Annotated in this window: 10 protein-coding genes and 1 tRNA gene; 9 read left to right on the forward strand and 2 right to left on the reverse strand. The window is 44.9% G+C overall.

From position 1 onward, the window contains the following. Positions 1-397: 397 nt before the first annotated feature. Both V7R55_RS03035 and pulA read left to right on the forward strand, forming a co-directional pair. Positions 398-1,024, forward strand: coding sequence for a hypothetical protein (locus V7R55_RS03035; protein WP_334057237.1), 627 nt, complete (start codon positions 398-400; stop codon positions 1,022-1,024). A gap of 11 nt (positions 1,025-1,035) precedes the next feature. Next, on the forward strand, positions 1,036-5,124 hold the full coding sequence (gene pulA, locus V7R55_RS03040; protein ID WP_334057238.1) for a pullulanase-type alpha-1,6-glucosidase: 4,089 nt from the start codon (positions 1,036-1,038) through the stop codon (positions 5,122-5,124). Positions 5,125-5,304: 180 nt separating this feature from the next. Here the strand turns inward: pulA and V7R55_RS03045 are convergent. Beyond that, positions 5,305-5,381: transfer RNA gene (locus V7R55_RS03045), tRNA-Ile, on the reverse strand. A 143-nt stretch (positions 5,382-5,524) separates the two neighbouring features. Continuing rightward, positions 5,525-8,260: a choice-of-anchor B family protein gene (locus tag V7R55_RS03050; protein ID WP_334057240.1), complete on the reverse strand. Its 2,736-nt coding sequence runs from the start codon at positions 8,258-8,260 to the stop codon at positions 5,525-5,527. 77 nt (positions 8,261-8,337) lie between these two features. Here V7R55_RS03050 and V7R55_RS03055 point away from each other — a divergent pair, with 77 nt between their 5' ends. The 7 genes from V7R55_RS03055 to V7R55_RS03085 all read left to right on the forward strand — a co-directional run bounded on the left by V7R55_RS03055 (position 8,338) and on the right by V7R55_RS03085 (position 13,539). After that, entirely contained in the window at positions 8,338-9,147 is an 810-nt protein-coding gene (locus V7R55_RS03055) for an MbnP family copper-binding protein (RefSeq protein WP_334057242.1), read from the forward strand. Further along, positions 9,138-10,268 (forward strand): MbnH family di-heme enzyme, encoded by a 1,131-nt coding sequence (locus V7R55_RS03060; protein WP_334057244.1) that lies wholly within the window; start codon positions 9,138-9,140, stop codon positions 10,266-10,268. The genes V7R55_RS03055 and V7R55_RS03060 overlap by 10 nt, the downstream gene beginning before the upstream one ends. 155 nt (positions 10,269-10,423) lie before the next feature. Then, a complete protein-coding gene (locus V7R55_RS03065; protein ID WP_334057245.1) occupies positions 10,424-10,753 on the forward strand; it encodes a hypothetical protein in 330 nt (109 codons plus the stop codon). 350 nt (positions 10,754-11,103) lie between these two features. After that, entirely contained in the window at positions 11,104-11,430 is a 327-nt protein-coding gene (locus V7R55_RS03070) for a DUF3718 domain-containing protein (RefSeq protein WP_334057247.1), read from the forward strand. A 138-nt stretch (positions 11,431-11,568) separates the two neighbouring features. Further along, the gene (locus V7R55_RS03075; protein WP_334057249.1) at positions 11,569-12,336 is read left to right on the forward strand and encodes a LytR/AlgR family response regulator transcription factor; all 768 of its coding nucleotides are present in this window, start codon (positions 11,569-11,571) and stop codon (positions 12,334-12,336) included. A gap of 94 nt (positions 12,337-12,430) precedes the next feature. Beyond that, a complete protein-coding gene (locus V7R55_RS03080; protein ID WP_334057251.1) occupies positions 12,431-12,832 on the forward strand; it encodes a CidA/LrgA family protein in 402 nt (133 codons plus the stop codon). Beyond that, positions 12,829-13,539 carry an LrgB family protein gene (locus tag V7R55_RS03085; protein WP_334057253.1) on the forward strand — a complete coding sequence of 237 codons (711 nt, stop codon included), beginning with the start codon at positions 12,829-12,831 and terminating at the stop codon, positions 13,537-13,539. Before V7R55_RS03080 ends, V7R55_RS03085 begins: the two co-directional genes overlap by 4 nt. Positions 13,540-13,557 lie beyond the last annotated feature (18 nt).

Raw genomic sequence — 13,557 nt, forward strand, 5'->3', positions numbered from 1 at the left:
TGATAACCATAGGCTACAGATGAGGTATTACAGTTTTAATAAAGGCTTTTTACTTTTGAATAGCCACTGCAATGATACTTGCACTATCAGGTTGGTGGTGTAGGTCGGCTGCGATAGAAAACCAGTGGTCAACACAGACATAAACAGCGGGGGAGGTGTTGAGTTCTCCTAATTGTTTTTTTCCATTACTCAGCCTGAGGCTAGTTGAAGTTTATAGCTTGGCAAACTACATGACTGCGCCTAATGAAAAAGTACTATGCCGCTTTTTCTTGCATACGTATTCAATGCTCATTGGTCTGTTTTGCCCTAGTAAGCAAGGTGTCGTTTAAATAGTATGCAATCGAAGTAAACATATTATTTACAAATCAAAAAACAACATTTAACAAAAGGCTAAACCATGAAACTCAGTGCTTTACTCGTTGCATGTTCACTTTTACTAAGTACACAAGCTAACGCAAACTTTATAACGAACGGCGATTTTCAAACGTGTAACTTCAACGGGTGGAGCCTAGATACAGACGGCAATGGCGAGCCTGCCGATACCAGTGATTTTTCTATAATAGACAACGCTGGGCAATGTTCGGCGCAGATAAGTACCGACAATTTGTTTCCTGACGGCTTTTCAAATACGCTATTCACTCAACTTGATCTGTCGTCGGTGTCTGACGGTGTAACAGTAGACTTAAGCTTCGACTGGATTTTTGATGGCGATGATTTGAAAACAGATGCGCTCTCTGATGCTTTCTCGGTAGTACTGAACGACGGTTTCAAACTCGAGACGCTTCTATTCGATTTTCAGTCTGGTAGCGGTACTTTTATCACGCAGTTAAACAACAGCTACGACGGTTATTTTCTAGACTTTATATTAGAGCCAGGCTTTAACGCTCAGTCGTTTTCTTCAACGCTCACTATCGATAACGTTTCGCTAGTAGAAAGTACCGCTGTTTCTGCACCGCAAACTCCGTTTCTATTAGCTCTTGGGCTTGGCGTTATTGCATTTCGCCGCTCGAAGCTTGTGAAGTAGAGGGCCTTGCCATGAAAAAGAATACCTTAATTTGCTTACCCGCTTTACCTTTACTGGCTTTGGCAAGTATGCCAACGCTTGCTGACTGGCAAGCAATTGAAACGGCGGATACCCGTTACCCTAGCCGCCCTGCATTTGACCGCGTTAATCGACAATACGTTAGTACTATTACGGTTCAAAATACCAGCGAAACGAACTTGACTGGGCCCATTCGCGTTTTGCTTGATGCGAGTAGCCACGCTTTAGCGAACGCAAGTGGAGAAGTAGGTGGAACGCCTTACTTAACGATAGATGTAGACACCTTAGCACCCGGACAAAGCGCGTCGGTGGTGGGACGGTTCGAACTTAAACGAGCCCGTTTTTCGTTAGACCTTAGCGTGCAATCATTCGTTGAAGATAGAAGTGGAACCGGGCTTGCGCTGGAACAAAATCAAATAGCAGTATTTTACAGCCGAGAAGACGGCCAATACGACGGATGGGGATTACATCTTTGGAATGGCCAAGCATGTGGTAACTACGCAGAGCCGACAACCCAAAGCTCGCATTTCAGCAATTGGCCCGACCCATATCCAGCAGACGGTATTCACCCAGAGTACGGTGCCTACTATGTGCTAACCGTCGAGCCGGGCGCCGATTGTTATAACTTTATCGTTCACAAAGGCAATGACAAAGCGCTAGGCAGTGCTGACAGCCGGTTTGAGCCAGAGTTTGGAAATCAAGCTTTCACATTTAACGGTTTTCCAGAGCTTTGGTATACACCTATTACAAGTCGCCCCCAATTTTTAGACGGTGCCCGCGCGCATTGGATGGATGACAACACTTTGTTGTGGTTAACTAATGATGGCGACGCAGCAGACATTGCGCTTTATTACTCAAGCGAAGCAAGCTTAGACGCCGAAAGCGCAGGCGTGTCGTTATTAAATGTTGGTGCATTAGGCTCGGCAACTCGAGTACCAATGACGCTCGACACTCCTGAGCAGAGTCATTACGACACAAACCCTCATCTTAATGGATTCACTGGTTTTACTTTCGATGTGAGTGAAGCGCAAGCTAAACTAATGCTTACAGGTCAGCTTGTTGCTGTTGCCAAAGACGCAGACGGCAACATTTTAGATTCAACGCGTGTACAAACGCCAAGAGTATTAGACTACCTTTACACTCGCACGGCTAATGACGCCGACGAGGCTAAACTAGGCGTAAGCTACAGCGGTAACGACGTAACTACTTCAGTATGGGCGCCTACAGCGCAATCTGTAAATTTGAAGGTGTATAACAAGGCTAAGGTACTGCAAAATACCTATCCTATGGTGTTAGATGCTGCAACGGGTGTTTGGCATCACACAGGGCAGAAGTCTGATTTAGACAGACAGTTCTATCGCTATGAACTTACGGTCTTCCATCCGCTAACTCAGAATATAGAAGTGTTGGAGACCACCGACCCGTACTCTGTTTCGCTTTCAACCAATGGTCGATTTACGCAATTTGTGAATCTTAATGATGCTGATTTAAAGCCAGCAGGTTGGGACAATCACGTAGTGCCTGCCTCAGGCGACCCAGAAGACATTATTATTTACGAAAGTCATATTCGCGATTTCAGCATTCTTGATGAAAGCACAAGCCCTGAAAATCGCGGTAAATACATGGCGTTTACTGAGTCTAACTCAGTGCCTGTAAAACATCTTCAGTCATTGCAAAATGCTGGATTAACCCACTTTCATATGCTTCCTGCAAATGATATTGCCACTATTCGTGAAGACGCAGAAAGCCGTGTGGACGTTACCGATACAGTAGCTAGGTTGTGCAGCTTAAATGCTGAAGCGCCTGTTTGTGGCGTTGAAAATGATAATTCAACTTTACTAGACGTACTTAAAAGCTACTCGCCTGACACTACGCAAGCCCAAGCATTAGTTGAAAGTATGCGTGGGTTCGATGGCTTTAACTGGGGCTACGATCCGCATCATTTTGCCGCGCCAGAGGGCAGCTATGCTACTGACCCCGATGGTGAAGCTCGTATTGTAGAAATGCGCGCCATGAACCAAGCGCTACATGAAATGGGACTTCGGGTAGTACTAGATGTTGTTTATAACCATACTGCGTCGTCAGGACTGTTTGATAACTCTGTGTTAGATAAAGTAGTGCCTGGCTACTACCAGCGTTTAAACGAAACAACTGGGCGTATTGAAAATTCAACCTGTTGTGAAAACACCGCAACTGAACACACCATGATGGCAAAGTTAATGAACGATTCATTGGTAAGCTTTGCTGAGCACTTTGGGTTTGATTCGTTCCGTTTCGACCTAATGGGGCACATACCGAAACAAGCTATTTTAGACGCGCGAGAAGCCGTGCGCGCCGTTGATCCAGACACCTATTTCTATGGAGAAGGCTGGAACTTTGGTGAGGTAGTGAATAACCGTCGATTCGAGCAAGCAGCACAGCTAAACATGGCAGGCTCTGAAATTGGTACATTCTCTGATAGGCAACGCGAAGCCGTGCGCAGCGCCGCATTGTTTAATGCAGGTGGTAGCCTGCACGACCAAGACACTATTAGAATTGGGTTGGTGGGGAATGTAGGTAGTTATCAGTTTGTTGCTGCTGACGGCACTTACCTTTCAGCATATGACTACAATTGGAATGGTCAGCCAGCTGGCTACAGTGAAGACCCTGCTGACACCGTAAACTACATTTCTAAACACGATAACGAAGCGTTGTGGGATCAGCTGCAATATGGGTTGCCAAGTGATATGACAGTGCAAGACCGTGTGCGCGTGCAAAATGTGGCCTTGTCTATTCCGTTACTAAGCCAAGGCATACCTTTCATGCACATGGGATCTGAGCTTATTCGTTCGAAGTCAATGGACCGCAACACTTACGATGCTGGTGACTGGTTCAACCGCGTTGACTTCACGAAAGCTGAGAGCAATTGGAATATTGGCATACCGCTAGCACAAGATAATCAAGCGCGATGGGACGAGATTCGTAGTGTTTCTGCAAACCCCAATTCTCAGTTTAGTTCGCAAGATATTCACCTGACTTCTTCGCTATTCAATGAGTTCTTAAATGTACGTGCAACCAGCAAATTATTTAGGTTAAACAGTGCTGAAGACATCGCGCAGCGTATTCGTTTTCACAATACCGGAGAAGGGCAAATACAAGGGCTTATTGTAATGAGTCTTGACGATGGTATTGGTCTTGAAGATTTAGACGAGAATAACGACGCTATTGTGGTGTTGTTTAATGGAACCCAAAGCACACAAAGCTTCACTATTAGTGATGCGACAAACTTTGAACTTCACGCCAACCAGCAAACGTCTGCTGACCAGCGCGTTCAAGGTGCAACGTTTAATAACGGCACATTCAGCGTGCCAGCGCTTACCACTGCCATATTTGTGAAACCGCAGAACGGTGAGCAAGGCTATGGTTTGTCTGCGCTGCCACCTTACGGTGATAGAACCGTTTATTTACGCGGCGGCATGAACAATTGGGACACATCGTTACCATTAGAGTATGTGGGCAATGATATGTATCGCATCGAAGTTAGTTTGCTCGAGGGTAGCTATGAATTCAAATTAGCCGACGAGAACTTTGGCGTAGCGAACATTGGTGGCGGAGTAACCGTAGGCGCAGGGCAGTCTGCTACACTTGCTAACGGCGGCAATAACCTTACGCTTAATATTATCAGTGACGGCGACTATACCTTCGAGCTAGACGCCGCGAATGATGCAAACCCAACCCTTACTATTACAACGCAAGACCCCAACGCAGTACCTGCGCCTTATGGTGAAACCACTATTTATGTGCGTGGCGTTATGGGAGATTGGGGTACGTCTCGCCCAATGGTGTACGAAGGTGCTGGCATTTATTCAATTAGCTTTAACGTGAGTGTTGGTACTCATGAATTTAAAGTGGCAGAAGACAATTGGTCGTCACCGAACCTAGGAAGCAATGGTGGGACGATAAATGTTGGCGAGTCGCTTACGCTTCAGCAGGGTGCAGGTAATATTCAGCTAACAGTAAGCCAATCGCAAACGCTTAGGTTTGTAGTTGACGCCACAGATACGGGGGCACCTGTCATTTCAGTAGAAATGTGGGCCCAGTAAAAAGCGTTTTAAAATTGCAATGTAAAGGAAATGGATAGGCCCTGCGGAAAGTGGGGCCTAGCTTTTTTTGGAGCAAGCGCGAATGCTGATCCCCCGTTTATGGGGTAGAGTCATTATCCGACTAAAACTGAAGTTTGGAATGTTGTGTTAGTATTGACTATCGCTTGAAATGAAGAAAAATGGTGGCCCCACCCTGACTTGAACAGGGGACCTGCCGATTATGAGTCGGATGCTCTAACCAACTGAGCTATGGGGCCATATTGAGATGCGCTTTATAGTGATAATTGCAAATTGTTTTGCATAACAACCACAAGCGAGCGCAAGTATAAGCAGTTTTAATTGCCTTGTCACGTCTCGCTGATGGCTTTGTGATTTGTTTGCTTTATTTTTGTTCACTAGCCTATTGTTTAGGCCTTTTAATCGGCAGTTGAACACGGCGCAGTCCAAGTGCCAAAATTAGCCCGCAAATACTCAATAGGGTCGTTGTACCGCCACCGCTCGAACTATTTGAACTATTTTCAACAGGTACACTTGCTGCGCTTTCATTTACGTTAACTACCACGGTATCGCTAGAGCTAACCCCAAATTCATCAGTTGCATTTAGGGCAAACGTTAAGTTGCTTGCGTTCGCAGGGGCGGTGAAAGACATAGTTAATGTGTCAGCGCTGTTTATTGCAACTGTTTCGCCAGCGGTCTGTGTCCACTCTATGCTCGCCAGATTACCTTCAGGGTCTTGTGCGCTGCCTGTAAGTTCAACGCTTGCTCTAACATCGGTGTCTACGTCAGTGCCAGCATTTACTATGGGGGCTTGATTACTTTCATCATCCTTTATGACAATGAGAGTTTCCGCAACACCGCCAAGAAGGTTTGCATCTTCTGTAGTAAGTACTAAACGAAACTGTTCGCTATCTTCTTCAATACTGTCGTTGATGAGCGTTACCGTAACCGTTTTCTGGACAGTGTCGCCGTCGCTCCAAGTCAGTGTGCCAGACTGACTTACAAAGTCTTCACCGCTCACTGCTGTGCCATTTTCTAGTGAATAATTCACGCTAACTTCACCTTCACTTCCGCCCTGACGAGCAAGGCTTAAGGTAAGTTCAGGATCGGTCTCTAGTACAGCGCGTTCTGCCGTGTTTAATTCAACTTTCCCTTGTTGCGCCGTGCCAAGTATAGTCACTTGTGTATAGCCGCTACCCGAGGCAATACCGCCGCCTTGGGGGTTAAATAGCCTTACAAAAAGTATTTCATCACTTTCAGTATCATCGTTAGCGCTTACGCTAAGTGTAACGTTTTTGGGCTCGGTATCATTTGCGCCCCAAGTAAGCTCGCCTGAGGCTTGCAAAACATCGTCACTTGTAGCTGAGCCCGATAATACCTCGTAGTTTACCGACATGGCACTGTCGCCGCTTTTCGTAACGGGAAGGTTAAATGTTGTATCGGCTTCTGTCTCATAACTACTTTGTGAAAACGCCACAACAGTTGCCGTGGTAAGCGTATTGTCTTTTAAAACAAACAAGCCACGCTGAATATCGCTGACTATGATATTACCGCTAGGTAAAAATGGATAAACGCCCCAGGCACCGTTGAAATTAGTGCTGTTAAAAGCAGGGTAGGTGTCGAAGAAACCTACTTCTTCAGGTGCGGTTGGATCTGAAATGTCTAGTACGGTTAAGCCACGTTCGTAATTCGACATGTAATAGCGGTTGCCTCTTACGTAGCCGTTGTGATCAATGGTGTCGTTGTCACTGGTCCAAACGCCCGCCAGTACGGGCGCAGTGAGCGATGAAATATCAAAAATCATGACCCGAGTATTCAGGCTAAAGTTACGCTCATCCAATTCATCGTGAACAAATGCGTAATGCTTGTCTTCACTGAACCAGCCGCTGTGGGTATAGGCAACTTCGTTGTAGCTAGTGCTACTTAGCTCTGACGTACTGTCAGTATCGGTATGATCCCAAAGGCGCATTGAGCCTTCGTTGAAGTCGAGCATTACTGTGCATCCAGAAGCGGTTGCACTTACGCATTCCGCTTCAGCTCGTGCATCGGTGATGTGCATTGACGATGCGTCGTGAGTGTAATCTGCTCGAGTAAGTTCGCTAGGTACATAAGAGGCTGTTGGTGCTCGAGGGGAACTCAGTGCGTAAGAGCGAAACGCGCCGCCATTGCTATCTTGGCCTACTAAGTGAAGCTGAGGTATTACGCCGGTTAGCGGTATGTTCAGTGTATAATCAACGTTAGAAATGTAGATGTTATGTGCGCGGTTGTCATCAGTATTGCGGCTAACTAGGCTTATGCTTTCAGGTAAGTCGTTCAGGTCGATTATGGTAAACCCTTCGGTTACACTGTCTGCACTGGCATAGGCATAAGCTTTAAAACGACCCGCAGCGCTATCAAAATATTGGTATACCTTGATGTCGCGCCAAGATGTACTCTGCCCAGTAATTTCTCCCACAACCACGGGGGAAGTCGGTTCGGTAACATCTACAACCGCTATACTGGCCTGCATACCAACGATGGCGTACTCTCTACTGTTGTTTAGATCCACGTGCCCCCAGATATCATTAGCGCCTTTTGATACCGATGACAGTACGCTAACCGGGACGTGGGAAAGTAAATCGATGTTGTTGCACGGGTAGTCCGCAGCTGTCCCATCACTACAGCTTTCATTCGCGCTAACGGTAGTACTTACTTCCATATGTTGTGCGGTTAGTGATGAAAAAGGTACTGTTGCTTTACCATCAACAATAGTGTCGAAGCCTTTTTGGTACAATGCTTCTGATAGATATACGGGTACGTTTAGAAGCGTAGTTTTGTGCAACGCAGGCTTTTGCGCTTGGAAGTGATCTTTACGAGAAAAACCGCCAAGCACAGGAAGAAGACTGTCGTTTAGAACTTGTGCTTGCTGTGCGTTGTCGAAAAAATACTGACCTTCAGCGACTAAAATTTTATCGCCTTTATTGGCCTGCCTAGCCGCGTATGTCAGGGTTTTACAGGGTCTGAAACGGTTGTCACAGTTTCCTGTGTCAATGCCGTTTTCGGCGACAAAGCGTGCTTTATCGTGGTCAGTGTGAGCCTGTGCAGCTTGACTCATAAATGTTAAAAGCAGCACTATTAGCGTTATTTGTAATGCATTCATCTTGTCGTCCGTGCAAGTATTAAAAATTGCTGGTTGTTTAAAAAATTACCAGATAATCAAAGGAAGTACATAAGTAAATGAAAATGCCTTTTCGCATGAGTGTCATGCCTTCGTTACTTTTAGCGGCGTTCGTGTCGTTAGTGGGGTGTGATTCAGTAAACTTCAAAGGACGGGAGCCAGGCGAGATTCCGTTTAAGCTTGTGGGTATTGATACGGGGGCATGTCCGATGATAATGAGTATTGGGCAACAGCGTTGGAATGTGGATTATTTCGGCTTTTATCTCAGTAAGCCTGAAGTACGCATTGACGGAAAGTGGCAGCGCGTTAAGTTCAAACAAACTGAGTGGCAAACGCCGAATGAAGCCCTGCTGAAATTCCACAACAAATGCAGCAATCCTGACGACGCAAACAGCAAAATTGTATTGGATGTGTCCGAAGAGCTATTGAAACTATCGACGAACTTGCGTTTTACTATGGGACTTCCCTTTGACGTAAATCACGCTAACCCGCTTACACAACCCTCGCCTTTAAACGACAGCTCAATGTTCTGGAGTTGGCAAAATGGTCATAAGTTTCTTAGGCTAGACGTTTCAAAAAATGGAACAGGAGATCGTAAATGGTCTTATCATTTGGGCAGCGTTGGTTGTGATTCTGAGTCAGCTGTTAGGTCACCTGAAAAATCCTGTGCTTTTACTAACCGTGTAGAGTTTATTTTACCGATGACTCAGCTTGATACCGATTTAGACTTAGAGGTCTCTGTGTCTAACATAGTAGCGCAAGTTGATTTAAACGAGGCGCCAAGTTGTATGTTTGAATCTCCTGAAACAGAGCCGTGTGAAAAACTGATTCAAAACCTTGTGCATCGGCCTTGGATCAAATGGCAATAAAGATGTTTTTCGCGAGATATAAGAAGCGAGCCCATACCTTTTATTTATTCGTGGGCTTTCTTTTTGTTCTAGTTGGGACAGGTGCGTGCACAAAAGCCCCAACGCCCTATGAGTGGAATTTACCTAATAATATTCCCGCGCCGACGGTACCAGCCGATAACCCGATGACTGTAGAAAGCGTTAAATTGGGAAAGAAGTTGTTTTTTGATACCGCGTTAAGTGCCAACAATACGACGTCTTGTAGCAGCTGTCACCATCCTGAAAAAGCGTTTGCAGAACCTAAAGCCAAGTCTGTTGGTGTGCATGGTGACGCGCTTAATCGCAACGCATTAGCCTTGGTCAACGTAGCGTACAACGCTTCATTTACTTGGGCACATAACGGTTTAGACCGTATTGAAAAACAGCTATTGATTCCGCTTTTCAATGAGCACCCTGTAGAAATGGGAGTAACCGGAAACGAAGATGCAATATTGGAGCGTCTGAAGCGTGGTGACTACCCGGAACTGTTTTCTGCAGCGTATGGTGAACAAACCCCCAGCTTTAATAATGTCGTCAAGGCACTGGCAAGTTATGTAAGAAGTCTTATTTCGTTTAATAGTGCATTTGATGCTTACGCCTATGCTCAAGATGACGAAGCGTTAACTGAACAGCAGCTTAAAGGCTTAAATTTGTTTTTTTCTGAGCGCACCGAATGTTTTCACTGTCACGGTGGTCTCAACTTTACACAATCCTCAAAGCATAGTTTTCAGCCTTTCGGTGCACAACCTTTTCACAACACTGGCTTGTATAACGTGGATGGGATGGGAGGCTATCCAAAATCGGACATGGGCCTGTATAGCGTGACGCATAATAAACAAGATATGGGAAAGTTTAGAGCACCTACTTTGCGTAATATCGCGCTAACTGCGCCGTATATGCACGATGGAAGTATAGCTACCCTAGAGGAAGTGATAGATTTTTATGCCCGAGGCGGAAACCATGCGGGAAGTCACAATGCCTATCGCAGTCCGTTCATTAAAAGCTTTAGTATTTCGAAAGAAGAAAAAGCTGCCCTTGTGGCTTTCTTACAAAGCTTAACTGACGAAAAATTTGTAGAAATGCACGCATCAAGCAAAAACTAGCGATTTATTGCTTACTTTATGAGTTTTATGTTTATACTTTGCACACATGTATCAACCAAATGCTTATGTGCTGTTTGTTAACATCGTGATAGAATCGAGTTTCACATTCTATGTTAATAATTAAAAAAAGCAGGTAAGCGGTCGCGGAGATGAGAATGACTGAAAAACCCTTCATAACAAGTGGTCGAAACACCATCATTCATAAAATTAGAAAGTTAGATTTGTTGGTTATTAATGGCGATGATAACCCGCCAATCTTAGTAACCTATAAAGGCATTAAGCAGTACGAAGGCAAGGTGCCTGAAAATAAACGCGATGCCAAAATGATGGATATGGAACTGGTTGATGTAACTACTAGCGACGTTTTTGGCGACGAAAAAACATTAGTGTTCATCCAAACGCTCAACGGAAAAGAATACAAGATTGACTACTCGAAAATTGGTACGGGCATGTTTATCAAAATTCACCAAGATAGTATTTTCTAAAAGTAGGCCTACCTGTGTCAGGCAAACGAGCTTTGAGCTATTTGGGGTTGGGTAATCTGACCCCAATCTTTTGGCTCTTAAGAGTTAACACCTGTTTCCATCCCTGGTGACTCCATTTCTTCCGCTACCCACTCTAATTTCCTAACTGTTGCAAAGTGTGTCTTAACTACGATTAATAACAGTTTGAACCGATAGTTAAACCTCATCTTTTGTGCACTTATCGCTACAACTCAGGTAACCGTATTTTAACGCTTTTGTAGCGTGGATATCATAAAACCCAACTAGTTTATTGGTGCGGCGACAAGCAGAGGTCGTCACCGCGTTGCCTAATACTATCAGAGGAAATTGTTATGTTTACGTTACGCCGTGTTACCCAAATTGCTTTACTAGGAACCACCCTTTCTTTAACTGCTACTGCTGCACATGCTGGCTATTTTCCTGCCGAACTAGAAGGCAACTTAGTTGCTGTGTGTAAAGCGATTAAAAGCGACAGCCGCTTAAAACTGAATCGCGCGGTAAAAGCAACAGGCTTAAATATGAGAGTCCTTCACGAGGGCTTGGTGTGTAATGGTCAAGATATGCTGACTTTTGCGGCTACTCATAACGCGTCTGAAACTGCTCAGCATATTGCACGCCGCATTAATGCAAGCCCAAGCGTACTGACCGCTAAGCGCTAGTCAATGCTTTGCCCTGGAGTTAGGGCTATGTAATGCGTAGCCCTTTTTTACCCTTCTTCGTAATTCACTTTCTTTTGGCCGCTGTGAAATAGAGTGCCAAGAAAGACATAACCGTTATTTAATTGCAAAGGAGCGCAGATGATCTCATTAGTATTCTTACAATCTGCATCTAAGCAAGACTCACTTTGCAAAATATTGAGGAAACTAAACCTGTTTAGCCATGTATATGGAGCTGAGTCAGTGGGCCACTGTTTAGCTTTGGCTGAAAAGTACCCTCAATCAATCGGCTTCTATTCGGCTTCAAAGTCATGTCGTAATATCGCTTCGAAGTATTGGTTAGCAGTGGGCGACAAGGATGAAGAGGCGCTTCTTGCTTTTTCGCACAATGCATCTGGTTTTATTAAAACGCCTTTTGAAGAAGACCAGTTAATAGAGGCTATCGGATACGTAAAAAACAAATTTGGTTACTTTGAACGTGATGTTCAATTCAATGCAATGTTACAAGGGTTGTGCAAACAATATGGTGTATCTAAGCCCGCGTTGTTAGCAACATTACGCAATCAGTTAAGCAAAAGTTCTAGGCCTAACGTGGTTGGTGTTCGAACTGATAATGGGTGGTGTTGCTTAAACCCCATTGATATTAAATGGATAGAAGCGGCTGGGGATTACATGTGCGTGCAAACACTGTCTGAAAGTTATGTGGTTCGCACAACGATGTGTGAATTAATTAAGAGACTTGGCGAGCACCATTTCAAGCGCTGTAGTCGTTCAGTTGCAGTAAATGCAAAATATGTTGCGCATGTAGAGCAAAGGCTAAGTCAGCAAAGAGTGGTTATGCAAGGTGGCGAAATCTTTAAAGTAACACATAAATACTACTATCAGTTTTGGCAAGCAGAGGGCCATTAAATACTAAGGAAGATCATACGACTATGGTCCTGCTGGTGCTCGAACTCGCTAATCGTTACACTTACTGCTGAATTCTTTAAAGCAAGGATAGAAAGTGCGAGATGTGAGTGGCACGATAGTGGGGGCCATAGTGGTTTTCGCAGCGTATTATGCTGGGCTTTTCGCCGTAACCGTTTTAGATTTACCTATTCCGGGGCCATTGGTCGGCCTTTGTCTGCTGCTTGGTATGCTTTTCATTTCTCCTAAGCTGGAAGTACCTACGGCTCTGTTTGTTACCTTTCCCTTGAAGCATATGTCACTATTTTTCGTTCCCGCCGTACTTGGTGTGTCTATTTATTGGGATGATATTCAGGCCAATGCGCTGGCAATCGCCATAGCTATTATCCTTACTACATCATTGAGCTTAGGTATCACGGCTTGGTTCGCGCAAAAGCTGTTTTGCAGCAAATTGAATAAACCTTCAAGTACTTCACAAGCGGGTGGAAAGTCTGAATGATTGATGCTTTAAATCAAGCGTTTAGCTTGAATAGTTTGTTGTGGCTCTGCATTTCAGTTGTCGGTTACATTATCGCGCTATGGGTTAATAAAAAATGTAACGGTCACCCAATTGCGCACCCCATTATTTTTACGGCTGCTTTTGTCTCTTTACTCCTTTATTTGACTAATACCGAAGTCAATGAATATCAGCACTCGGCATCATTACTTCACTGGCTATTAGGGCCTGTGACTGTTGCGCTCGCGTTACCAATTTATCGACAATGGCAAAGTTTGAAGCACTACGGATGGAGGTTAATATTAAGTATTGGCTTTGGTGGAATATTTGCGCCTATTACCGCATGGTTCACGTTGTTTGCGTTAGACGCACCGTCGGCCTTACAGATGACCATGTTGGCTAAATCGATTACCACGCCTTTAGCGATGGAAGCCAGTGCTCACATTGGCGGAATTCCTGCGCTAGCAGCCGTTTTTGTTATCACTACAGGTATCGTGGGCGCTATTGCGGCGACCGGAGTCTTTTCTGCATTAAACGTGCGAGATCGACAGGCGCAAGGCATTGCTTTAGGTACTGTTGCCCATGCTATTGGGACTGCTAAATCTATCCATATGGGGGAAGATGTCGCCGCTATGGCTACCCTCGGGCTTTGCGTGAATGGAATATTCACTGCTTTGGTGTTGCCTCTGGTGTTTGGCGTATTTCTTTAAACCTACTGCCGAAGGCTT

The sequence above is a fragment of the Alteromonas sp. S005 genome, from assembly GCF_036864475.1.
Taxonomy (GTDB): Bacteria; Pseudomonadota; Gammaproteobacteria; order Enterobacterales; family Alteromonadaceae; genus Alteromonas.